Below are 22,863 nucleotides of genomic sequence, written 5' to 3' on the forward strand. Positions count from 1 at the left end.
AATAGATTGCCCAACATCGGAGGAGGCACCGCCATGTCAGGACCCCGCCCCGTACGTGCTGCGCGAGGCACCGAGCTCAGCACCCTGGGATGGCAGCAGGAAGCCGCCCTCCGGATGCTGCAGAACAACCTCGACCCCGAGGTCGCCGAGCACCCCGACAAGCTCGTCGTCTACGGCGGCACCGGCAAGGCCGCCCGCGACTGGCGCTCGTACGACGCGATGGTCCGCACCCTGCGCACCCTCAAGCAGGACGAGACGATGCTCGTCCAGTCCGGCCGCCCGGTCGGCGTGATGCAGACCCACGAGTGGGCGCCGCGCGTCCTGCTCGCCAACTCCAACCTGGTCGGCGACTGGGCCAACTGGGAGGAGTTCCGCCGCCTGGAGGCCCTCGGCCTGACCATGTACGGCCAGATGACCGCGGGCTCCTGGATCTACATCGGCACCCAGGGCATCCTCCAGGGCACGTACGAGACCTTCGCGGCCGTCGCCGCCAAGAAGTTCAACGGGACCCTCGCCGGCACCATCACCCTCACCGCCGGCCTCGGCGGCATGGGCGGCGCCCAGCCGCTGGCCGTGACGATGAACGACGGCGTCGCGATCTGCATCGACGTCGACCCGCGCGCCATCGAGCGCCGCATCGAGCACCGCTACCTGGACGTCAAGGCCGACAACCTGCGCCACGCCCTCCAGCTGGCCGTCGAGGCCCGCGACGCCCGCAAGCCGCTCTCCATCGGCCTCCTCGGCAACGCCGCCGAGCTGCTCCCGCAGATGCTCGCCGAGGGCGCCCCGATCGACATCGTCACCGACCAGACGAGCGCCCACGACCCGCTCGCGTACCTGCCCGTCGGCGTCGACTTCGACGACATGGCGGCGTACGCGGCCAAGGACCCGGCCGGCTTCACCGCCCGCGCCCGCGAGTCCATGGCCAAGCACGTCGAGGCCATGGTCGGCTTCATGGACGCCGGCGCCGAGGTCTTCGACTACGGCAACTCCATCCGCGGCGAGGCCCAGCTGGCCGGCTACGACCGCGCGTTCGCCTTCCCCGGCTTCGTCCCGGCCTACATCCGCCCCCTCTTCTGCGAGGGCAAGGGCCCCTTCCGCTGGGCGGCCCTCTCCGGCGAGGCCTCGGACATCCACAAGACCGACAAGGCGATGCTGGAGCTCTTCCCCGAGAACGAGTCCCTCCACCGCTGGATCAAGATGGCCGGCGAGCGCGTCCACTTCCAGGGCCTTCCGGCGCGCATCTGCTGGCTCGGCTACGGCGAGCGCGACAAGGCCGGCGAGCGCTTCAACGAGATGGTGGCCGACGGCACCCTCGCCGCCCCCCTGGCCATCGGCCGCGACCACCTCGACTGCGGCTCGGTCGCCTCCCCGTACCGCGAGACCGAGGCCATGCTCGACGGCTCCGACGCGATCGCCGACTGGCCGCTGCTCAACGCCATGGTCAACGTCGCCTCCGGCGCCTCCTGGGTCTCGATCCACCACGGCGGCGGCGTCGGCATGGGCCGCTCGATCCACGCCGGCCAGGTCACCGTCGCCGACGGCACCAAGCTCGCGGGCGAGAAGATCCGCCGCGTGCTCACCAACGACCCGGGCATGGGCGTCATCCGCCACGTCGACGCGGGCTACGACATCGCCGAGACGGTGGCGGACGAGCGCCGCGTCCGCGTCCCCATGCGCGAGGGCGACGACGCGTGAGCGACAACCCCGCCGGGGCGGCCTCGTTCCACAGCATGTGGAACGAGCTCGCCCCCATCGGCCGCCACGCCGAGTCCGGCGGCTACCGCCGCTACGCGTGGACCGGGGCCGACGCCGACTGCCGGACGTGGTTCCAGGCCCAGGCCGAGGCCCGCGGCCTCGCGTACGAGACCGACCGCAACGGCAACCAGTGGGCCTGGCTCGGCGACCCCCTCGCCGGTGACGCCGTCGTCACCGGCTCCCACCTGGACTCCGTGCCCGACGGCGGCGCCTTCGACGGCCCCCTCGGCGTGGTGTCCTCCTTCGCGGCCCTGGACGAACTCCGCAGGAGGGGCGCGGAGTTCGCCAGGCCCCTGGCCATCACCAACTTCGGCGACGAGGAAGGGGCCCGCTTCGGCCTCGCCTGCGTCGGCTCCCGGCTCGCCGCCGGGCAGCTGACCAAGGAGAAGGCGTACGAGCTCCGCGACGCCGACGGGATCAGCCTGCCCGAGGCCATGGAGGCCGCCGGGTACGACCCCTCGGCCATCGGTGCCGATCCGCAGCGCCTCGCCCGCATCGGCGCCTTCGTCGAACTGCACGTCGAGCAGGGCCGGGCGCTGGACCTGTCCGGCGACGCCGTCGGCATCGCCTCCGCGATCTGGCCGCACGGCCGCTGGCGGTTCGACTTCCGCGGCGAGGCCAACCACGCCGGCACCACCCGTCTCGTGGACCGCCGCGACCCGATGCTCACGTACGCGTCGACGGTCCTGGCCGCCCGCACCGAGGCGGCCCTCGCCGGCGCCGTCGCGACCTTCGGCAAGATCTCCGTCGAGCCGAACGGCGTCAACGCCATCCCCTCGCTGGTGCGCGGCTGGCTCGACTCCCGCGCCGCCGACCAGGCGACGCTGGACACCGTGGTCACCGCCATCGAGAAGGCCGCCCGCGAGCGCGCCGACCAGGAAGGCATCGACCTGGCCGTCGTACGGGAGTCCTTCACGCCCGTCGTCGAGTTCGAGCACGCCCTGCGCGACGAGATGAACCGCATCCTCGGCGGCTCCGTCCCCGTCCTGGGCACCGGGGCGGGACACGACGCCGGAATCCTCTCGGCGGCCGTCCCGACCGCGATGCTGTTCGTACGGAACCCGACCGGCGTCTCCCACTCGCCGAAGGAGTTCGCCCCCGAGGACGACTGCGTGGCCGGTGTCCTCGCGCTGGCCGACGTACTGGAAGGACTGGCCTGCCGGTGAAGACGTACTGGTTGGAACACGCCTGGCTCGGCACGCACGTCGAGCCGGGCGTGGCCCTCGACGCGGGCGCCGACGGGCGGATCGCCGCCCTGCGGACCGGGGTCGAGGCCCCGCCGCCGGGCGCCGAGGTGCTGCGCGGCCTGACCGTCCCCGGGCTGGCCAACGCGCATTCGCACGCCTTCCACCGGGCGCTGCGCTCGCTGGTGCAGGTGGGCTCCGGGACCTTCTGGACCTGGCGCGAGTTCATGTACCAGGTCGCCCAGAACCTCACCCCCGACACGTACTTCGCGCTCGCGCGCGCGGTGTACGCGGAGATGGCGCTGGCCGGCATCACCAACGTCGGCGAGTTCCACTACGTGCACCACGCGCCGGGCGGCGCCCCCTACGCCGACCCCAACGCGATGGGCGAGGCCCTCATCGAGGCGGCCGCGGCGGCCGGCATCCGGATCACGCTGCTCGACACGGCCTACCTGTCGTCGGGCTTCGGCGAGGCGCCCAACCGCCACCAGCTGCGGTTCTCGGACGGGACGGCCGAGGCGTGGGCGGAGCGGGTCTCGGCCCTGAAGCCGCGCGGGCACGCGCTGATCGGGGCGGCGATCCATTCCGTACGCGCCGTGCCGGCGGACCAGCTGGCCACCGTCTCCCGCTGGGCCCAGGAGCGGCGGGCCCCGTTGCACGTGCACCTCTCGGAGCAGACCGCCGAGAACGAGGCCTGCCAGGCCGCGCACGGGCGCACGCCGACGCAGCTGCTGGCCGACCACGGGGTGCTCGGCCCGCGGACGACCGGGGTCCACAACACGCACCTGACGGACGGGGACATCGCGCTGCTGGGCGCGACCACGACCGGTACGTGCATGTGCCCCACGACGGAACGGGACCTCGCCGACGGCATCGGCCCGGCCGGGCGGCTCCAGCACGCGGGCAGCCCGCTCTCGCTCGGCAGCGACAGCCACGCGGTGATCGACCTCCTGGAGGAGGCCCGCGCGATGGAGCTCAACGAGCGGCTGCGGAGCCGGACCCGCGGGCACTGGACGGCGAACTCGCTGCTCACCGCCGCCACGCAGGACGGGCACGCGGCGCTGGGGCTCGCGGACGCGGGCCGCCTGGAGGCGGGGGCACTCGCGGACTTCACCACGATCGCCCTGGACTCCGTCCGTACGGCGGGGCCGCTGCCGCGGCTCGGCGCGGAGACGGCCGTCTTCGCGGCGACGGCCGCGGACGTCCGCCACACGGTGGTCGGCGGCCGGCACGTGGTGCGCGACGGGTCGCACACCCTGGTGCCGGACGTCCCTTCCGCCCTGTCCGAGTCCATCGCGGCCGTCCGCGGCTGACGCCGTCCTCCCGAAGGGAACCATGACCACCACCCTCGTCACCAACATCGGCAGCCTCGTCACCAACGACCCCGCCCTCGGCGACGGCGGCCCCCTCGGGCTCGTCCGGGACGCGGCCGTCGTCATCGACGGCGAGGCCGTCGCCTGGGTCGGCCCGGCCGACGGGGCCCCGGCCGCCGACTCCGTGTTCGACGCGAGAGGCCGGGCCCTCATCCCCGGCTTCGTCGACTCCCACTCCCACCTCGTCTTCGCCGGTGACCGCACCGCCGAGTTCAACGCCCGCATGTCCGGGCGGAGCTACTCCGCGGGCGGGATCCGCACCACCGTCGCCGCCACCCGCGCCGCCACCGACGCGGAGCTCGAAGCGGGCCTCGTCCGGCACCTCGACGAGGCCCGGCGCCAGGGGACCACCACCTTCGAGACCAAGTCCGGCTACGGGCTGACCGTCGCCGACGAGGCCCGCGCCCTGCGCATCGCCGCCGCGCACACCGAGGAGGTCACCTACCTCGGCGCGCACATCGTCTCCCCCGACTACGCCGAGGACCCGGCCGGCTACGTCGACCTCGTCACCGGCGAGATGCTGGCGGCCTGCGCCCCGTACGCCCGCTGGGTCGACGTGTTCTGCGAGAAGGGCGCCTTCGACGGGGACCAGGCCCGTGCGATCCTCACCGCCGGCGCCGCCGCCGGGCTGATCCCGCGCGTCCACGCCAACCAGCTGTCCTACGGACCCGGCGTGCAGCTCGCCGTGGAGCTGGAGGCCGCCTCCGCCGACCACTGCACCCACCTCACCGACGCCGACGTCGACGCCCTCGTCCAGGCGGCGGACACCACCGTGGCCACCCTCCTTCCCGGCGCCGAGTTCTCCACCCGCGCCCAGTGGCCCGACGCCCGCCGCCTGATCGACGCGGGCGCCACCGTCGCGCTGTCCACCGACTGCAACCCGGGCTCCTCGTACACGAGCTCCATGCCCTTCTGCATCGCGCTCGCCGTACGCGACATGGGGATGACCCCGGACGAGGCGCTCTGGTCCGCCACCGCCGGCGGCGCCCGCGCCCTGCGCCGCGGCGACATCGGCCGGATCACCCCCGGGGCCCGCGCCGACCTGGCCCTCCTGGAGGCCCCGAGCCACGTCCACCTGGCCTACCGGCCGGGCGTACCGCTGGTTTCGGCGGTCTGGCAGAAGGGTGTCCGCGCGCACTGACGAACGGTCAATCCGGGCCTGTCCTTTGTCTTCCCTCCGTAGGGCCCCGGGCGTACCTTGAGCCACCGATCTGATGTGCCGTCAGGAACCGGCACGTCAGGAACCCGTGGCCCGAGGGGAAGACGAAGGTGTCCGACCGGAAACGCTCCACCGCGCTCGCGCTGGCCTCCGCGCTGGCCGCGGCGGCGGTCCTGCTGGCCGCCCCCGCGGCCCATGCCGACGTCGTCGACGTCGCGTACGACTGCAAGACCCCCATCGGGGACAAGTCGGCGGTCTCGCCGATCGACATCAAGGCCGTCAAGGAGGGCGACGGGTACAAGCTGACGATGTCCTTCCAGAAGGGCGTCTCGTCCAGCCCCGTCGAACTCGGCAAGGGCGCCATGAGCCCCAGCGCCGTCGTCCTCGTCGGCGGCGCCGAGAAGGCGTCCGTGCCGGTCTCGGGTGCGTCCAACCCCGAGGCCGTGCCCGCCAACACCCCCATCAAGATCACCGATCTCTCGGGCACCTACACCCCCAAGAAGAGCGGCAAGGTCACCTTCACCGCGGGCGTGCTCACCATCAAGGCGCTGGGGACCACCACCACCTGCACCCCCGGCAACAGCCCCAAGCCCTCCCTGGAGCTGGACGTGACGGGCGCCGCGGGGTCCGAGGGCCCCGGCGCCGCGGAGGACACCCTCCCGCAGACCGGACCCACCGACTCCGCCCTCGCCCTCGGCACCCTCGGCGCCACCGTGCTGCTCACCGGCGCCGCCGGCGTGCTCTGGCTGACCCGGCGCGGCCAGCGGGCCCGGTCCTGAACGGAGCACCCCCGGCCATGCCCGTGCTCCACACCCCCACCCCCGCCACCGTCCAGCGCCTGTGCACCGCGTTGCTCTCCGCCGTCCTGTTGCTCGGGGCCGCGGGCGCGGCCACCGCCACCGCCGCAGCCGCCGCCGACGAGCCCGGCTGGACCGCCGAGCCCGCGGCCGGCGGCGCCGCGCCGGCGCGCCCGTACTTCTACCTCGCGGGTCCCGCCGGCACCGTCCTGGAGGACCGGCTGGCCCTGACCAACACCTCCGACCGGGAGCGCACCGTCACCCTGCGCGGGGCCGACGCCTACAACACGGCCGACGGCGCCCTCGCCGTACGCCCGGCCGATCCCGCGGACGCGGGCCGCCGCGACGGCGCGGTCCCGGGCGCCGGCTCCTGGATCAGCTTCGGGACCGCCACCACCGTGAAGGTCCCGCCCCGCACCCGCGCGGTGGTCCCCTTCACCGTCACCCTGCCGCCGGCCTCCCTGCCCGGCGAGCACCCGGCCGCCGTCATCGCCACCGCCGACGGCCGCGAGGCGGGCGTACGGGTCCACCTGCGCGTCGGCGGCCCGACGCTGGCCGCGCTCACGGTCGAGGACGTCTTTGTACGGGGCCGCGGCGCCCGCGCGGTCGTCGCGTACACCCTGGTCAACCGGGGCAACGTGGTCCTCGCCCCCGAACTGGCCCTGCGCGCCGAGGGGCTCTTCGGCGAGGTCCCGGGCCGCACCTCCCGCGCCCTGCCCGTGGAACTGCTCCCCGGCCAGCGGGTGTCGCTGACCGAGCCCTGGCCCGGAGCCCCGGTCCTCGACGAGGTCGACCTCACCCTCACGGTCACCGCCCCCGGCGCGCCCCCGGCCACCGCCACCGCCTCCGCGTGGTTCGTGCCCTGGGGGATCGCGGCCCGGCTCGGCGCCGGGCTGCTCGGCCTCGGCGGGGTCGCCCTGGCCGCGCTGCTCCTCGTACGCAAGCGGCGGGCCCGTGGCGGAGCCGCGGCGGGCGGGGAGCCCGTACCCGCGGGGAACCGGGCACCGGAACACGAGCTGACGGGAGCATCCAGGTGAGCGGAAGGGTCGGCGGGACGGCCGGCGGACCGGCCGGCGGCAGGGCCGTGGCCTTCATCGCGGCGGGGCTGGCGCTGTGCGCCCTGCTCCTGTTCCCCGCCCCGGCGGCCGTCGCCGCCGAGGGCAAGCCCGCCGTGGCGCTCTCGCTCCAGGAGGCCGCGAAGGGCGCCGAGATCACCGTCACCGGCACCGGCTGGCGCGCCAAGACCCTGGTGATGCTGCTGGTCTGCGGGCAGAACATGATCGGCGGCACCAACAGCTGCGCCAACGCCGAGGGGGCCGCGGTCTCCGTCGGCGACGACGGGCGCTTCGCCGCCCAACTGGCCGTGGCGGCACCGCCCAAGCCCTGCCCCTGCGTGGTCAACGTGACCTCCGTCAACGGGGACCAGTCCACCGTCGCCGCCCCGCTGAAGATCACCGACCACCCGGTGGCCGAGCTGCCGGCGGAGTCCGGCACGGCCCGCCTGGCGATGCTCACCGGGGTCCGGCTGGAGGGCGAGGACGGGGTGCTCACCTGGTTCGGCGCCCCGCCCAGCCGGAAGTTCACGGTCACCGTCGGCAACCTCGGCTCGGCCCCGGTCAAGGATCCGGTCTTCCAGCTCGGCACCGCCCACGGGGTGTTCGCGCCGCTGTGGGACGAGGTCCGGTGGAAGGGCACGATCCCGCCGGGCGGCAAGGCGGAGGTCCGGCTGAACGTCAGCCTCGCGGCGGGGGCGCACGGGGACTACACGGTCTCCCTCAAGTACGGGGACACGGTCGTGGCCACCCAGCCCTGGGGCGTGGACCGCCCGTACGGGGTCCTGCTGTTCTGGGGGCTGCTCCTGCTGGTGGTCCCGGCCGCGGTCTTCCGCGTCGGCATGGCCGTCGTGGACAAGGTCCGGCCGCGTACGGCGCCGCCGGGCGGCGGTCGCCACCGTGGTGCGAAGGCCCCGGTGCCGGAGCGGGAGCCCGGGCCGGCGGCCGCGCCGGACCCCACCCTGACCACCACGGCGGTCCTGCCGTGGTTCACCCCGGACAGCGCGCCGGGGCCGAGTTCCCCACACGTACCACAGGCGTCCGCACCGTCTGAGAACAGTCCGACGACGAAGGGGCATTTGTGAAGACCCAACGGAGGGTGAGCGCGGCCGTGATCGCGCTGCTGCTCGGCGGCGCCGGCATCGCCATCGGGGCCGCTCCGGCCCAGGCGGCCGAGACCAAGTTCAACGTCAAGTGCGTGCCGCCGGCGGGCGGCGGCGACCCGGTGGAGGGCGAGACCACCGCCAAGGTCACCGCCCCGGCCTCGGCGAAGGTCGGTGACGAGGTCGAGGTGACCTGGGAGACCGTGAAGCCGGCCTCGAACAACACGGACCTCATGGACATCCCGCAGGACTCGGTCCAGCCCACCGGCTGGATCACGGTGGGCGGCGGGGGAGGCGAGCTGAAGGTCGTCGGGGAGAAGAAGAACCCGCCGATCCCCAAGAAGGCCCCCATGCAGATGTCCACGATGAAGGGGAAGTTGAAGCTCACCAAGGCGGGCAAGATCACGCTGACCCCCGGCAAGTACGACGTCGCGGTCACCTTCTCCTTCGGCACCTTCGTCACCAAGTGCGCGCCCACGGGCGCCGTGGGCGTCGGGGCCACCATCGACGTGGCGGCCGGCACCACGGGCGGCACGACCAACGGCGGGGCGACCAACGGCGGTGCGACCAACGGCGGTGCGACCAACGGCGGTGCCACGAACGGCGGTGCCACCAACGGAGGGGCGACGAACGGCGGCGCGACCAACGGAGGGGCGACGAACGGCGGGGCCGGCGGCCAGACCGACTTCCCCGGAAAGCCCGTGGAGGTCGCCTTCGACTGCGGCCCGGTCGTCCCCGGCGGCATCAAGACCCCGGTCACGATCAACGCCAAGAAGAACGGCGGCAGCTACGACCTGACCGTCAAGACCGCCAAGGGCGCGATGGCCAGCCCGATGGCCCTGCCGGCGGGCGCCCTCAAGCCCTCGATGAACATCAAGCTCGGCGGCGCCGACAGCGGCATGGTCAAGGTCTCCGGCCCGGCCAACGCCGAGCCGATCCCGGACAAGGCCCCGGTCAGCCTCAGCGACATGACCGGCACCTACAAGCCCGGCAAGACCGGCAAGGTCACGCTGAGCCCGGACCAGCTGACGATCGACGTCACGATGGCCCCGGGGGCCACGCCGATCAACGTGCCCTGCAAGGCGGCCAGCAGCGGCGTCTCGCTGGAGCTCGACACCACGGCCCAGGAGGGCGGCTCCGGCTCGCCCTCCACCACCGGCTCCACCTCCGCTTCGGGCGGCCTCGCCGAGACGGGCGCCGGGGACGACGGCGGGATCAAGGCCCTGGCCCTGGTCGCCGGCACGGTGATCCTGCTCGGTGGCGCGGTCTTCACGTTCACCCCGTGGCGCCGCCTGCGCGGCACGCGCTGACCCTCGGCTCCCACGGCACGGCCCGCAGCGCGCGGCAACCGGCGTGCGCCGCGGGTTCCACCCCTTCGGGGGAAAACGAACGGGCGGCCCGGTGCCACGGGGTGCGTCAGCGCACGTCACCCATGAGCGTCTTGACCTTCTTGCGGTACATGAAGACCGCGCCCGCGGCCAGGACGGCCAGGGTGGCCTCGATGGCCACCGCGGAGGTGCCGTTGAGGTCGATGCCGAAGACGGCCGGGTCGGACAGCAGGCTGGTGATGGAGTCGCCCGCGGTGACCGCGAGGAACCACACGCCCATCATCTGCGAGGCGTACTTGGCCGGTGCCATCTTCGTGGTGACCGACAGGCCGACCGGGGAGAGGCAGAGCTCGCCGACGGTCTGGATCAGGTAGATGCCGACGAGCCACATCGGGCTCACCGCCTGGCCGTTCGCGGCCAGACCGATCGGGACCAGGAAGAAGAAGAACGACACGCCGACGAAGAACAGACCCGCGGCGAACTTGCCGACCGTCGACGGCTCGTTGCCCTTGCGGTTCAGCCACACCCAGATCCAGGCGAAGACCGGGGCCAGGGCCATGATGAAGACCGGGTTCAGGGACTGGTACCAGGACGAGGGGAACTCGAAGCCGAGCAGCGCCCCGGAGGCCTTGGTCTCGCCGAAGGACTGGACCGTCGAGGCGCCCTGGTCGTAGATCATCCAGAAGACGGCGGCGGCGACGAAGAACCAGATGTAGCCGGTCATCTTCGACTGCTCGTCGCGGTTGAGGTCCTTGTCCCGCTTGATGCGGATCAGCACACCGGCCGGAATGATCAGACCGATCAGGGTCAGCGGGATGGTCGCCCACGCCTTGGTGAACATGCCGGCCATCGCCACGGCGGTGTAGAACACCGCGACGGCCGCGACCACGGCGACGATCTTGCGGATCCAGGAGGTGCGCTCCTCGGCCGACAGCGGCTTCGGGACGACCGAGCTGACCGGGTTCAGGTTCTTGGTGCCCAGCAGGAAGGCGACGAGGCCGATGCCCATGCCGACCGCGGCGAGCGCGAAGCCGAGGTGCCAGTTGACCTTCTGACCGACGGTGCCGATGATCAGCGGCGCGAAGAAGGCACCGGCGTTGATGCCCATGTAGAAGATCGTGAAGCCGCCGTCACGGCGCGGGTCGTTCGCGTCCTTGTACAGCTGGCCGACCATCGTGGAGATGTTGGCCTTGAGCAGACCCGAGCCGAGGGCCACGAGGGCCAGGCCGACGAAGAAGGTCGCGCCGCCCGGCAGGGCGAGGATGATGTGACCGGACATGATCGTCACGGCCGCGATCGTCACCGTCTTGCGGGGACCCCAGACGCGGTCACCCAGCCATCCGCCGGGCAAGGCGAGCAGGTAGACCATGGAGACGTAGATGGAGAACACGGTGATCGCCGTGCCCTCGTCCATCCCGATGCCGCCGCCCAGGCTGCCCTTCTTGGCATCCGGGCCACCGGAGAGCAGGTAGACGAGGAGAAGGGCCTTCATGCCGTAGAAGCTGAAACGCTCCCACATCTCGGTCATGAAGAGAGTGGCCAGGCCACGGGGGTGTCCGAAGAAGGTCTTCTCGGCGGACTGAGCCGCCGAATCCTTCGTCAGGCTGGAAGCCATGGTCGTTCCTTGCTTGCTCGGGACGCTTCGCTTCGTGAGCGGAACTGCGCCCGGTGGGGGGTGGCCGGCACCGGCGACGGGTGTCCCACCCCACGCCCAGGGGTCTGCCCCCGTCCTCGAAGGAGGGGGGCAGGGGACATCCGTAACCGGGATCCACGCCCCGTCCGCACCATCGCGTCCGGGGCCCGGCCCACAGGTCATTCACTGTCATCTGGGCCGGTTGAAACCGACCAGAGCAGAATTTGAGGTCTTTGGCTCGCTTTTCGGCACAAAGATCCCCTGGGTAGTGCATCAGGCGTCTCGCCACCATACGACAGGACACTGCGGCATATGGAAGGACTTGAGATATGGATCACAGGATTCCAGGGAACCGTTTGATCGCATTCGAAGGCCGTTAGTAGTTCATAAGCCCAGATCGAAAGGGGTCTTCAGGCGCGCCCCTGCACACACCCGCCGCGCACTACCATCACCCACATGACGCGTGTACTGCTCGCCGAGGACGACGCATCCATCTCGGAGCCCCTGGCCCGCGCCCTGCGCCGGGAGGGGTACGAGGTCGAGGTCCGGGAGGACGGCCCCACCGCCCTGGACGCGGGACTTCAGGGCGGCGTCGATCTCGTCGTCCTGGATCTGGGCCTGCCGGGCATGGACGGCCTCGAAGTCGCCCGCCGGCTGCGCGCCGAGGGCCACGGCTTCCCCATCCTCGTGCTCACCGCCCGCGCGGACGAGGTCGACACGGTCGTCGGCCTGGACGCCGGCGCGGACGACTACGTGACCAAGCCCTTCCGCCTCGCCGAGCTGCTGGCCCGGGTCCGGGCCCTGCTGCGGCGCGGCGCGGGCGACGCCACCCAGGCCCCCGCCACCCACGGCGTGCGGATCGACGTCGAATCGCACCGCGCGTGGATGGGGGAGGAGGAGCTCCAGCTCACGGCCAAGGAGTTCGACCTGCTGCGGGTCCTGGTCCGCGACGCCGGCCGGGTCGTCACCCGCGACCAGCTGATGCGCGAGGTCTGGGACACCACCTGGTGGTCCTCCACCAAGACCCTGGACATGCACATCTCCTGGCTGCGCAAGAAGCTCGGCGACGACGCCGCCAACCCTCGCTACATCGCCACCGTCCGCGGGGTCGGCTTCCGCTTCGAGAAGAGCTGAGCGGCCTCCGGGACCATGCGCCGCCGTCTGATCAACTCCACGCTCGCCGTGGTGCTCGTCGTCATCGCCGTCTTCGGGGTCTCCCTGGTGATCGTCGAGACCCGGACGATCACCAGCAGCGCCCAGGACCGCATCGAGTCCGAGGCGCTGCGCCTGGTCGGCATCGTCGAGGCGAGCGTCCTGGAGCGCAAACCCATCGACGCCCAGGCCCTCGCCGAGCAGCTGGACATCGGCAGCCACGCCCGGATCACCGTCCCCGGGCAGCCGCCCGTGGAGGTCGGCGACCGGATCCCCGACAGCGTCATCCGCGGCACCGCCAAGGGTGAGCAGGGCGAGACCGTGGTCGTGGAGGAGTCCCGCTCCACGGTGACCCGGGAGGTCGGCCGGACCCTGGCCGTGGTCGGAGCGGTGGCGCTGCTCGCCGTCGTGGCGGCCGTACTGCTCGCCGTACGGCAGGCCAACCGGCTGGCCTCGCCGCTCACCGACCTGGCCGAGACCGCCGAGCGGCTGGGATCGGGCGACCCGCGGCCCCGGCACAAGCGGTACGGGGTCCCCGAGCTGGACCGGGTCGCGGACGTACTGGACTCCAGCGCGGAGCGGATCGCCCGGATGCTGACCGCCGAGCGGCGACTGGCCGCGGACGCCTCGCACCAGCTGCGCACGCCGCTCACGGCGCTGTCGATGCGGCTGGAGGAGATCACGGTCACCGACGACCTGGAGACCGTACGGGAAGAGGCGACGATCGCCCTGACCCAGGTGGAGCGGCTCACGGACGTGGTGGAGCGGCTGCTGACGAACTCGCGGGACCCGCGGACGGGCTCGGCGGTCCCCTTCGACCTGGACGAGGTCGTCAAGCAGCAGGTGGAGGAGTGGCGGCCGGCCTACCGCAGTGCGGGGCGGGCCATCGTGCGCTCCGGCAAGACGGGCATGCGGGCCGTCGGCACCCCGGGGGCGGTCTCGCAGGTGCTGGCGACCCTCGTGGAGAACGCGCTGATGCACGGTGGCGGCACGGTCGCGCTGCGCACCCGGGTGATCGGGAACCAGGCGGTGCTGGAGGTCACGGACGAGGGGCCGGGGGTCCCGCCGGACCTCGGCAACCGGATCTTCGAGCGGGCGATCAGCGGGCGCAATTCCACCGGGATCGGGCTGGCGGTGGCCCGGGACCTCGCGGAGGCCGACGGGGGGCGCCTGGAGCTGCTGCAGACGCAGCCGCCGGTGTTCGCGCTGTTCCTGAGCCGGACGGCGCCCGATCGGCCGGAGCCGGAGCAGACGGTGCGCTGAGCGGGCGGCCCTCGCGCGGGACGCCGCTACTTGCGGGCGGGCTCGGGGGCGCGGCTCCCGGCCACCCCGCCGCGGGGCGAGGAGACCACGGAGGCGGGGAGCGGGGCTTCGGCGGCCTCCGGCCGGGGCAGGGCCTTGAAGACCCACGTCCGGTACGACCAGAAGCGGAACACGGTGGCCGTGCCGATGCCGATGAACTTGAACACGTTCGCGGCGGCCGGGCCGTCCCAGCCGAACCCGTAGGTGGCGGTGTAGAGCACGCCGTTCTCGATCACCAGGCCGATGACGCTGAAGGCCACGAACAGCGGCAGCTCGCGGGAGCCGCCGGTGCGGGCGCGGTCGCGGTAGGTGAAGTACCGGAAGCCCAGGTAGTTGGTGACGATGGCCACGACGGTGGCTATCACGCTCGCCCGGACGACCTGGAGGTCGGTCGTGTGGCGGATGAGGTTGAAGACGCCCAGGTTGACGAGTACACCGACGCCGCCGACGGCCCCGAACTTCGCGACCTCGCGGGCGAGGCCGCGTACGCGTTCGAGCGCGGATCCCTGCTGCGGCGTACTCATGTGATGGATCAGTCCTGTCGTCACCGCCCCGCTCGGGGGCGTCCGTGGAGGCGTCTGCCGCCTTCGGTCAACCCGGCCATGCTAAGTGTCGCCCCAGGGGCCCGTCTGTGCCTTCGCACACCGTGCGACGCACGGCACACGGGGGCGGGGATGCTACGCGCGTCGACCGGATTGGGCCAGGGTCACGTCCGGATGGCGGAATACCGGCGGATACCCTGGAGAGGTGACGTTCCCGGTAGTCGGCATGGTCGGCGGCGGTCAGCTCGCCCGCATGACCCACGAGGCGGGCATCCCCCTCGGCATCAGATTCAAGCTCCTCAGTGACACCCCACAGGACTCGGCGGCCCAGGTCGTGAGCGATGTCGTCATCGGCGACTATCGCGATCTGGAGACGCTGCGCGCCTTCGCGCGCGGCTGCGATGTGATCACTTTCGACCACGAGCACGTGCCCATCGAGCACCTGCGGGCCCTGGAAGCGGACGGTATCCCCGTCCGCCCGGGGCCCGACGCGTTGATGCACGCCGCCGACAAGGGGGTGATGCGCGCGAAGCTCGACGAGATCGGCGCCCCGAGCCCCCGGCACCGGATCGTGAGCGACCCGGCGGACGCGGCGGCCTTCGCGGCCGAGGTGGGCGGCTTCCCGGTCATCCTCAAGACCGTGCGAGGCGGCTACGACGGCAAGGGCGTGTGGTTCGTCCGCACCCCCGAGGACGCCGAGGCGCCCTTCAAAGCGGGCGTTCCGGTCCTGGCGGAGGAGAAGGTCGACTTCGTCCGCGAGCTCGCGGCCAACATCGTCCGCTCCCCGCACGGCCAGGCCGTCGCTTATCCGGTGGTCGAGTCCATCCAGGTCGACGGCGTGTGCGACACGGTGATCGCCCCCGCCCCGAACCTCTCCGAGGCCCTCGCGGGCGAGGCCCAGGCCCTCGCCCTGCGCATCGCCAAGGAGCTCGGCGTGACCGGCCACCTGGCCGTCGAGCTGTTCGAGACCACCGACGGCCGGATCCTCGTCAACGAGCTGGCGATGCGCCCGCACAACAGCGGCCACTGGACCCAGGACGGCGCGATCACCTCCCAGTTCGCCAACCACGTACGGGCGGTCCTGGACCTCCCCCTGGGCGACCCGCGCCCCCGGGCCCGCTGGACGGTCATGGCGAACGTGCTCGGCGGGGACTACCCCGACATGTACGCGGCGTACCTGCACTGCATGGCGCACGACCCGCAGCTCAAGATCCACATGTACGGCAAGGACGTGAAACACGGCCGCAAGGTCGGCCACGTCAACACCTACGGCGACGACCTGGACGATGTGCTGGAACGCGCACGCCACGCAGCCGGCTACCTCAGGGGAACGATCACCGCATGAGCACCTCCACCGCAGGTCCCGTCATCGGCATCGTCATGGGCTCGGACTCCGACTGGCCCGTCATGGAGGCCGCCGCCCAGGCCCTCGACGAGTTCGAGATCCCCTACGAGGTCGACGTGGTCTCGGCGCACCGGATGCCGCGCGAGATGGTCGCCTACGGGGAGCAGGCCGCCGGCCGCGGCCTCAAGGCGATCATCGCCGGGGCCGGCGGCGCCGCCCACCTGCCCGGCATGCTCGCCTCCGTCACCCCGCTGCCGGTCATCGGCGTCCCCGTGCCGCTGAAGTACCTCGACGGCATGGACTCCCTGCTGTCGATCGTCCAGATGCCTGCCGGGGTTCCCGTCGCCACCGTCTCCGTCGCCGGGGCGCGCAACGCCGGGCTGCTGGCCGTACGGATGCTGGCCGCGCACGACCCGGAGCTGCTCGGCCGCATGAAGGAGTTCCAGCAGGAGCTGAACGACCAGGCCACCGAGAAGGGCAAGCGGCTGCGGACGAAGGTCGCGGGCGCCGACTCCTTCGGATTCGGCAAGTGAGCGCCGCGCAGCGCCTGAGCGAGGCGCGGGAGCTGCTCGCCGAGCACCCTGTGGTCGACGGGCACAACGACCTGCCGTGGGCGCTGCGCGAGCAGGTCCGCTACGACCTGGCGCGGCGCGACATCGCCGACGACCAGCGCGGCCGGCTGCACACCGACATCCCCCGGCTGCGGGCCGGCGGGGTCGGGGCGCAGTTCTGGTCGGTGTACGTGCGCTCCGACTACGCGGGCGACACGGCGGTCAGCGCCACCCTGGAGCAGATCGACGCCGTCGCCCAGCTGATCGACCGTTACCCGGCGGACCTCGTACGGGCGCTGACGGCCGACGACATGGAGGCGGCCCGCGCCGACGGCCGGATCGCCTCGCTGATGGGCGCCGAGGGCGGCCACTCCATCAACAACTCGCTCGCCACGCTGCGCGCCCTGCACCGGCTGGGCGTGCGGTACATGACGCTCACGCACAACGACACGATCGACTGGGCGGACTCGGCGACCGACGAGCCGCGCCACGGCGGTCTGAGCGACTTCGGCCGCGAGGTCGTCCGCGAGATGAACCGCATCGGCATGCTCGTCGACCTCTCGCACGTCGCCGCGACGACGATGCGCGACGCGCTCGCCGTCTCGGCCGCGCCGGTGATCTTCTCGCACTCCTCCTCGCTTGCGGTGTGCGAGCACCCGCGCAACATCCCGGACGACGTGCTGGAGCGGCTGCCGGCCAACGGCGGCGTCGCGATGGCCACGTTCGTGCCGAAGTTCATCCTCCCGGCGGCCGTCGAGTGGACCCTGGCCGCCGACGCGAACCTGCGCGCGCACGGCTTCCACCACCTCGACACCACGCCCGAGGCGATGGCCCTGCACCGGGCCTTCGAAGCCGAGCGCCCGCGCCCGGTGGCCACGGCCGCGACGGTCGCCGACCACCTGGACCACATGCGCGAGGTCGCCGGCGTCGACCACATCGGCATCGGCGGGGACTACGACGGCACGGCCTTCACCCCGGCCGGGCTGGACGACGTGGCGGGCTACCCGAACCTGATCGCGGAGCTCCTCGCGCGCGGCTGGTCCCGGGCCGACCTGGCCAAGCTGACCTGGTCCAACGCCGTACGGGCGCTGCGCGACGCGGAGGCGGTGGCGCGCGAGCTCTCGGCCTCGCGCGGCCCCTCCAACGCGGTGCTGTAGCCGCCCGCGGCTCTCCGGGCGCCCGTGGCGTTCGGGTGTGACCCGCGGGTGACACCCGAACGCCACATCCGCCGGGCGACCTGGCCGCCCCGCGTGTCACCGTGGCAGCATCTCTCTCCCTGCTGCCGCCGAGACCGGAGCCGAACGCCATGGCCGACCTGCAGGATGAACCGCGCACCCCCTATGCCGCGCACAGCGCGTACACCGCCGACACGGTGCCCGCGGGCCCCGGCTCCGCGGGAGCCGAGGACACGCCCGCCCCGGTGGCGGGCAGTGCCCTGGAACGGGCCGTCGCGCTGTTGTCCGTACATCCCGTCGCCGACGGGCACAACACCCTCGTGTGGACCCTGCGCCAGAGCCCTTACCACGACATCGAAACCTCCGACAGCGGTGTCGACACCGACATCCCGCGGCTGCGGGCCGGCGGGGTCGGCGCCCAGTTCTGGTCGCTGCTGCTGCCGCGCGAGGCCGCGGCCGCCGACCAGGTGGTCTCCGACACCCTCGACCAGATCGACGTGGCGCTGGCCCTGATGCGCCAGTACCCCGACGGCCTGTGCCTCGCGCTGACCGCCGACGACATGGCCGACGCCCGCAACCGGGGCCGGATCGCCTCGTTCCTGGGCCCCGTGCCCGGCCGTACGCTGACCGATTCGCTGGGCGCGCTGCGCGCCTTCCACGCGCTGGGCGTACGGATCCTCGCGCCCGCGGGAGCGCCCTGGGCCCGCGAGGAGCTGACGCCCTTCGGCCACGAGGTGGTCAAGGAGATGAACCGGCTGGCGATGCTGGTGGACCTGACCGGCTGCACGCCCGAGGTGGCCTGCCAGCTCGCGGGGGCCTCGAAGGCGCCGGTGATCGTCTCGCACACCGCGGCGGCGGCGCTGAACCCGCATCCGGGGAACGCGACCGACGAGGTGCTGCTGGCGCTGCGGGCCGCGGAGGGCCTGGCGATGGTCACCTTCGACGCCGCGCAGACCGGGGACTCCCTGCACGCGGTGGCCGACCACGTGGAACACGTACGGGCCGTCGCCGGCCCGCACTGCGTCGGCCTCGGCGCCACCTTCGGCACCGAGCCGGGCGTGCCCCGTCCCACGGGGCTGACCGACCCCTCGGGCTATCCGCGGCTGATCGCGGAACTGCTGGAGCGGGGCTGGCCGGAGACCGACCTGGCCCTGCTGACCTGGGGCAACACCCAGCGGGTACTGCGGGACGCGGAGTTCACGGCCCGCGCCGCCCAGCACCGCAGACCGGCGTGAGCGGCGTGAGCGGTGCGGCCGGGGGAGCGGCCTGACCGGCCCGGGGCTCAGGCGCGCGGACGGCCCATCGCGCGGTACGTCCAGCCGGCCGCGCGCCAGCGGTCGGTGTCCAGGGCGTTGCGCCCGTCGAGGATCAGGCGGTCGGTGACGACCGCGCCCAGCTCCACCGGGTCCAGGTCGCGGAACTCGCGCCACTCGGTGAGGTGCAGGACGACCTCCGCGCCGCGGGCCGCCTCCAGCGCCGAGTCCGCGTACCCGAGCGTCGGGAAGACCCGGCGGGCGTTGTCCATGCCCTTCGGGTCGTAGACGGTGACCTGGCCGCCCTGGAGGTGGATCTGCCCCGCCACGTTCAGCGCGGGGGAGTCGCGGACGTCGTCGGAGTCCGGCTTGAAGGTGGCGCCGAGCACCGCGACCCGCTTGCCGAGGAAGGACCCGCCGACGGCCTCGCGGGCCAGCTCGACCATGTGGCCGCGGCGGCGCATGTTGATGGAGTCGACCTCGCGCAGGAAGGTCAGCGCCTGGTCCGCGCCGAGCTCGCCGGCGCGGGCCATGAAGGCCCGGATGTCCTTGGGCAGGCAGCCGCCGCCGAAGCCGATGCCGGCGCGCAGGAACTTCTTGCCGATGCGGTCGTCGTGGCCGATGGCCTCGGCCAGCTTGACCACGTCGCCGCCGGCCGCCTCGCAGACCTCCGCCATCGCGTTGATGAAGGAGATCTTGGTGGCGAGGAAGGAGTTGGCGGCGGTCTTGACGAGCTCGGCGGTCGGGAAGTCGGTCACCACCAGCGGGCTGCCCTCCGCCATCGGCGTCCCGTACACCTCGCGCAGCACCTTCTCGGCGCGCTCGCCCTGGACGCCGATCACGATCCGGTCGGGGTGCAGGGTGTCCTGTACGGCGAAGCCCTCGCGCAGGAACTCCGGGTTCCACGCCAGCTCGACCTCCTCGCCCGCCGGGGCCAGCTCGGCCAGCTTCGCGGCGAGCCGCTGCGCCGAGCCCACGGGCACGGTGGACTTGCCGACGACCAGGACCGGCCGGGTCAGGTGCGGGGCGAGGGATTCGACCGCGGAGTCGACGTAGCTCATGTCGCAGGCGTACTCGCCGTGCTTCTGCGGGGTGTTCACGCAGACGAAGTGGACGTCGCCGAAGGCGCCGACCTCCTCCCACGACTGCGTGAAGCGCAGCCGCCCGGTGGAGCCGGGCAGGCCCTCGACGTGCGCGGCGAGGAGCTCCTCCAGCCCGGGCTCGTACATCGGCACCCGGCCCGCCGACAGCATCTCGATCTTCTCCGGCACCACGTCCAGCCCGAGCACCTCGAAGCCGAGCTCCGCCATCGCCGCAGCGTGGGTGGCCCCGAGGTAGCCGGTGCCGATCACAGTGATCCTGAGGGGGGCCATGGGTGCTCCAGAGGTGCGGGGCCGTTTGCGGCCACTGAGCATAGTCGGGCCGCTCCGGGGGGACGTTCCCCAGGAGACCCGGCTGTCACGCAGCTCACGTACTCCGTACATATCGCTGCCGGGACGCCGGACACTAAGATTTGGGTTACTTAACGGTAGTTAGCATCACGCATCACACTTGGGGAGTGAGAGTCTTGGCGGGTTCTGCCGACTTCGACCTGTACCGCCCGGCCGAGGAGCACGACATGCTCCGCGAGTCCGTCCGCTCGCTCGCCGAGGCGAAGATCCTGCCGTTCGCCGCGGCGGTCGACGAGGAGGCCCGCTTCCCGCAGGAGGCCCACGACGCGCTCGTCGCCAACGACCTGCACGCCGTCCACGTCCCCGAGGTCTACGGCGGCGCCGGCGCGGACGCGCTGGCCACCGTGATCGTGATCGAGGAGGTGGCGCGCGTCTGCGCGTCCTCCTCCCTGATCCCGGCCGTGAACAAGCTCGGCTCCCTCCCGGTGATCCTCTCGGGTTCCGAGGACCTGAAGAAGAAGTACCTCGGCCCGCTGGCCAAGGGCGACGGCATGTTCTCGTACTGCCTCTCCGAGCCCGACGCGGGCTCGGACGCGGCGGGCATGAAGACCCGCGCCGTGCGCGACGGGGACTTCTGGGTCCTCAACGGCGTCAAGCGCTGGATCACCAACGCGGGCGTCTCCGAGTACTACACGGTCATGGCCGTGACGGACCCTTCGATGCGCTCCAAGGGCATCAGCGCGTTCGTCGTGGAGAAGGGCGACGAGGGCGTCTCCTTCGGCGCCCCGGAGAAGAAGCTCGGCATCAAGGGCTCCCCGACCCGCGAGGTCTACCTCGACAACGTGCGGATCCCGGCCGACCGCATGATCGGCGCCGAGGGCACCGGCTTCGCCACGGCGATGAAGACCCTCGACCACACCCGCATCACCATCGCGGCCCAGGCGCTCGGCATCGCCCAGGGCGCCCTGGACTACGCCAAGGGCTACGTCCAGGAGCGCAAGCAGTTCGGCAAGCCGATCGGCGACTTCCAGGGCGTGCAGTTCATGCTCGCGGACATGGCCATGAAGGTCTCGGCCGCCCGCGCCCTGACCTACCAGGCCGCCGCCGCCTCCGAGCGCGGCGACGCCGACCTGACGTACCTGGGCGCGGCGGCGAAGTGCTTCGCCTCCGACATCGCCATGGAGGTCACCACGGACGCCGTCCAGCTCCTCGGCGGCTACGGCTACACCCGCGACTACCCGGTCGAGCGCATGATGCGCGACGCGAAGATCACCCAGATCTACGAGGGCACGAACCAGGTCCAGCGCATCGTGATGGCCCGCAACCTCCCGTAGCGCGGCCCGTCCCGCAGTCCCGAGAACGGCCCCCGGCATCTGCCGGGGGCCGTTCGCATTGCCGCGATTTGTCACCCGGACGGGTCTAGACAGGGGGGCGTCCCCGGGCCGCCGGGATGGGGCGGGGGCACGATCGGCAGGGGTCGTGGTTTCAGCCGTACGGCCCGCACGCGCCAGGCGAGGGGACGGAAAACGCCAGTGACCGACAGCGCAGGCATACCAGGCGGCACCGAAGCGGCCGGAGGCTCCTCGAAGCCTCCGCGCGGCCGCCGGCGCCGCCTGCTGCGCTGGATCGCGCTCGGGCTGGCCCTGCTGGTCCTGTGCGGGGCCGCGGTCGGCTGGTGGCTCTACCGCAAGCTCGACGGGAACATCACCGAGGACACCTCCGCGGCGGCCGAGCTGGAGCGCTACGAGCGCGAGCGCCCCACGCACGCCGTGGACGGCTCGCAGAACATCCTGCTGATCGGCTCGGACTCGCGCTCCGGCAAGGGGAACGCCCGCTACGGGCAGGACCGCGGCACCGAGCGGTCGGACACCGCGATCCTGCTGCACCTGCCCGCGGACCGCAGGAGCGCGACCGCGGTCTCGATACCCCGGGACCTGATGACGGCGATCCCGGCCTGTCTCACGGCGGACGGGAGCCGCAGCGTCGAGCGGCTCGCGCAGTTCAACTGGGCGTACCAGTGGGGCGGGGCCGCCTGCACGATCCGTACGGTCGAGAGGCTGACCGGAATCCGGGTAGACCACCACATGGTGGTGGATTTCGTCGGGTTCAAGAAGATGGTCGACGCGGTCGGCGGGGTGGAGGTCTGCCTCAAGCAGCCGATGAACGACCCCGAGGCGAAGCTGAGGCTCCCGGCCGGCCGGCAGACCCTGCACGGCGAGCAGGCCCTCGGCTTCGTCCGCGCCCGCTACAGCCTGGGCAACGGCAGCGACACCGAGCGGATGGGGCGTCAGCAGCAGTTCCTCGGCTCGCTGGTCAAGAAGGTGCAGAGCACCGGGGTGCTGCTGAACCCGGGCCGGCTGTACCCGCTGCTGGACGCCGCGACCTCCTCGGTGACCACGGACCCGGGGCTGGCCTCGCTGCGCGGCCTCTACGAACTGGTACGGGGCCTGCGGGACATACCGGCCGAGCAGGTCAAGTTCCTGACGGTGCCCCGCCGCCCGTACGCCGCCGACCCGAACCGGGACGAGCTGGTACAGCCGGAGGCGGCCCAACTGTTCGATCACCTGCGGACGGACAAGCCGCTCACGGTGGCCCCGCCGACCCCCGCGGCGGCCGAAACCGCGCGGGCCCCGCAGACCGCCCGCGCCGCCGAAGGCGAGAGCCCGCGGCCCCCGACGGGAACCGGATCCGCCCCCGCGCCCGTCCCCACCTTCACGGGAACCACGGCGGGCACGGCCGATTGCCGGTAAAGCAATCCCAAAAGG

Annotated in this window: 19 protein-coding genes; 16 read left to right on the plus strand and 3 right to left on the minus strand. The window is 72.5% G+C overall.

All coding sequences use genetic code 11. From position 1 onward, the window contains the following. Window positions 1–33 precede the first annotated feature (33 nt). The 8 genes from hutU to ACFYZS_RS29385 all read left to right on the plus strand — a co-directional run bounded on the left by hutU (window position 34) and on the right by ACFYZS_RS29385 (window position 9,736). On the plus strand, window positions 34–1,698 hold the full coding sequence (gene hutU, locus ACFYZS_RS29350; protein ID WP_389018855.1) for a urocanate hydratase: 1,665 nt from the start codon (window positions 34–36) through the stop codon (window positions 1,696–1,698). 35 nt (window positions 1,699–1,733) lie between these two features. Continuing rightward, window positions 1,734–2,924, plus strand: a complete 1,191-nt coding sequence (locus tag ACFYZS_RS29355) for an allantoate amidohydrolase (protein WP_389018989.1) — start codon at window positions 1,734–1,736, stop codon at window positions 2,922–2,924. Continuing rightward, window positions 2,915–4,255 carry a formimidoylglutamate deiminase gene (locus ACFYZS_RS29360; RefSeq protein WP_389018991.1) on the plus strand — a complete coding sequence of 447 codons (1,341 nt, stop codon included), beginning with the start codon at window positions 2,915–2,917 and terminating at the stop codon, window positions 4,253–4,255. The genes ACFYZS_RS29355 and ACFYZS_RS29360 overlap by 10 nt, the downstream gene beginning before the upstream one ends. 22 nt (window positions 4,256–4,277) lie before the next feature. Further along, the gene (gene hutI, locus ACFYZS_RS29365) at window positions 4,278–5,456 is read left to right on the plus strand and encodes an imidazolonepropionase (protein ID WP_389018858.1); all 1,179 of its coding nucleotides are present in this window, start codon (window positions 4,278–4,280) and stop codon (window positions 5,454–5,456) included. A 128-nt stretch (window positions 5,457–5,584) separates the two neighbouring features. Further along, window positions 5,585–6,253 (plus strand): LPXTG cell wall anchor domain-containing protein, encoded by a 669-nt coding sequence (locus ACFYZS_RS29370; protein ID WP_389018861.1) that lies wholly within the window; start codon window positions 5,585–5,587, stop codon window positions 6,251–6,253. Between the two features lie 17 nt (window positions 6,254–6,270). After that, complete coding sequence (locus ACFYZS_RS29375) at window positions 6,271–7,308, plus strand: hypothetical protein (protein WP_389018863.1); 1,038 nt, start codon at window positions 6,271–6,273, stop codon at window positions 7,306–7,308. Beyond that, window positions 7,305–8,408 (plus strand): hypothetical protein, encoded by a 1,104-nt coding sequence (locus tag ACFYZS_RS29380; protein ID WP_389018866.1) that lies wholly within the window; start codon window positions 7,305–7,307, stop codon window positions 8,406–8,408. The genes ACFYZS_RS29375 and ACFYZS_RS29380 overlap by 4 nt, the downstream gene beginning before the upstream one ends. Further along, a complete protein-coding gene (locus ACFYZS_RS29385) occupies window positions 8,405–9,736 on the plus strand; it encodes a hypothetical protein (protein ID WP_389018869.1) in 1,332 nt (443 codons plus the stop codon). Before ACFYZS_RS29380 ends, ACFYZS_RS29385 begins: the two co-directional genes overlap by 4 nt. Window positions 9,737–9,842: 106 nt before the next feature. Here the strand turns inward: ACFYZS_RS29385 and ACFYZS_RS29390 are convergent, their stop codons facing one another. Beyond that, window positions 9,843–11,369: a peptide MFS transporter gene (locus ACFYZS_RS29390; RefSeq protein ID WP_389018872.1), complete on the minus strand. Its 1,527-nt coding sequence runs from the start codon at window positions 11,367–11,369 to the stop codon at window positions 9,843–9,845. Between the two features lie 474 nt (window positions 11,370–11,843). Here ACFYZS_RS29390 and ACFYZS_RS29395 point away from each other — a divergent pair, with 474 nt between their 5' ends. Continuing rightward, entirely contained in the window at window positions 11,844–12,521 is a 678-nt protein-coding gene (locus ACFYZS_RS29395; protein WP_048479095.1) for a response regulator transcription factor, read from the plus strand. A gap of 15 nt (window positions 12,522–12,536) precedes the next feature. Next, entirely contained in the window at window positions 12,537–13,802 is a 1,266-nt protein-coding gene (locus ACFYZS_RS29400) for an ATP-binding protein (RefSeq protein WP_389018876.1), read from the plus strand. A gap of 26 nt (window positions 13,803–13,828) precedes the next feature. Here the strand turns inward: ACFYZS_RS29400 and ACFYZS_RS29405 are convergent, their stop codons facing one another. Next, on the minus strand, window positions 13,829–14,365 hold the full coding sequence (locus tag ACFYZS_RS29405; protein WP_389018879.1) for a GtrA family protein: 537 nt from the start codon (window positions 14,363–14,365) through the stop codon (window positions 13,829–13,831). 223 nt (window positions 14,366–14,588) lie between these two features. Between ACFYZS_RS29405 and ACFYZS_RS29410 the strand changes: the two genes are divergently transcribed. From ACFYZS_RS29410 to ACFYZS_RS29425, 4 genes are all read left to right on the plus strand, one after another. Beyond that, on the plus strand, window positions 14,589–15,728 hold the full coding sequence (locus tag ACFYZS_RS29410; protein ID WP_389018881.1) for a 5-(carboxyamino)imidazole ribonucleotide synthase: 1,140 nt from the start codon (window positions 14,589–14,591) through the stop codon (window positions 15,726–15,728). Next, window positions 15,725–16,261: a 5-(carboxyamino)imidazole ribonucleotide mutase gene (gene purE, locus ACFYZS_RS29415; RefSeq protein ID WP_389018884.1), complete on the plus strand. Its 537-nt coding sequence runs from the start codon at window positions 15,725–15,727 to the stop codon at window positions 16,259–16,261. Before ACFYZS_RS29410 ends, purE begins: the two co-directional genes overlap by 4 nt. Beyond that, window positions 16,258–17,436 carry a dipeptidase gene (locus ACFYZS_RS29420; protein ID WP_389018887.1) on the plus strand — a complete coding sequence of 393 codons (1,179 nt, stop codon included), beginning with the start codon at window positions 16,258–16,260 and terminating at the stop codon, window positions 17,434–17,436. Before purE ends, ACFYZS_RS29420 begins: the two co-directional genes overlap by 4 nt. A 101-nt stretch (window positions 17,437–17,537) precedes the next feature. Next, complete coding sequence (locus ACFYZS_RS29425) at window positions 17,538–18,689, plus strand: membrane dipeptidase (RefSeq protein ID WP_389018890.1); 1,152 nt, start codon at window positions 17,538–17,540, stop codon at window positions 18,687–18,689. Between the two features lie 47 nt (window positions 18,690–18,736). On the opposite strand, the gene ACFYZS_RS29430 is transcribed toward ACFYZS_RS29425, so the two are convergent. Next, entirely contained in the window at window positions 18,737–20,080 is a 1,344-nt protein-coding gene (locus ACFYZS_RS29430; protein ID WP_389018893.1) for a UDP-glucose dehydrogenase family protein, read from the minus strand. Between the two features lie 194 nt (window positions 20,081–20,274). On the opposite strand from ACFYZS_RS29430, the gene ACFYZS_RS29435 reads away from it, so the two are divergent. Further along, a complete protein-coding gene (locus ACFYZS_RS29435) occupies window positions 20,275–21,432 on the plus strand; it encodes an acyl-CoA dehydrogenase family protein (protein WP_389018896.1) in 1,158 nt (385 codons plus the stop codon). A gap of 198 nt (window positions 21,433–21,630) precedes the next feature. Further along, on the plus strand, window positions 21,631–22,848 hold the full coding sequence (locus ACFYZS_RS29440; protein ID WP_389018899.1) for an LCP family protein: 1,218 nt from the start codon (window positions 21,631–21,633) through the stop codon (window positions 22,846–22,848). Window positions 22,849–22,863 lie beyond the last annotated feature (15 nt).

The organism is Streptomyces sp. NPDC001903 (genome assembly GCF_042891345.1).
Taxonomy (GTDB): Bacteria; Actinomycetota; Actinomycetes; order Streptomycetales; family Streptomycetaceae; genus Streptomyces.

Coding starts and splice junctions, on each gene's coding strand:
- hutU (WP_389018855.1), top strand. CDS start 34: ATGTCAGGACCCCGCCCCGTACGTGCTGCGCGAGGCACCGAGCTCAGC.
- ACFYZS_RS29355 (WP_389018989.1), top strand. CDS start 1,734: ATGTGGAACGAGCTCGCCCCCATCGGCCGCCACGCCGAGTCCGGCGGC.
- hutI (WP_389018858.1), top strand. CDS start 4,278: ATGACCACCACCCTCGTCACCAACATCGGCAGCCTCGTCACCAACGAC.
- ACFYZS_RS29375 (WP_389018863.1), top strand. CDS start 6,271: ATGCCCGTGCTCCACACCCCCACCCCCGCCACCGTCCAGCGCCTGTGC.
- ACFYZS_RS29390 (WP_389018872.1), bottom strand. CDS start 11,369: ATGGCTTCCAGCCTGACGAAGGATTCGGCGGCTCAGTCCGCCGAGAAG.
- ACFYZS_RS29395 (WP_048479095.1), top strand. CDS start 11,844: ATGACGCGTGTACTGCTCGCCGAGGACGACGCATCCATCTCGGAGCCC.
- ACFYZS_RS29400 (WP_389018876.1), top strand. CDS start 12,537: ATGCGCCGCCGTCTGATCAACTCCACGCTCGCCGTGGTGCTCGTCGTC.
- ACFYZS_RS29405 (WP_389018879.1), bottom strand. CDS start 14,365: ATGAGTACGCCGCAGCAGGGATCCGCGCTCGAACGCGTACGCGGCCTC.
- purE (WP_389018884.1), top strand. CDS start 15,725: ATGAGCACCTCCACCGCAGGTCCCGTCATCGGCATCGTCATGGGCTCG.
- ACFYZS_RS29430 (WP_389018893.1), bottom strand. CDS start 20,080: ATGGCCCCCCTCAGGATCACTGTGATCGGCACCGGCTACCTCGGGGCC.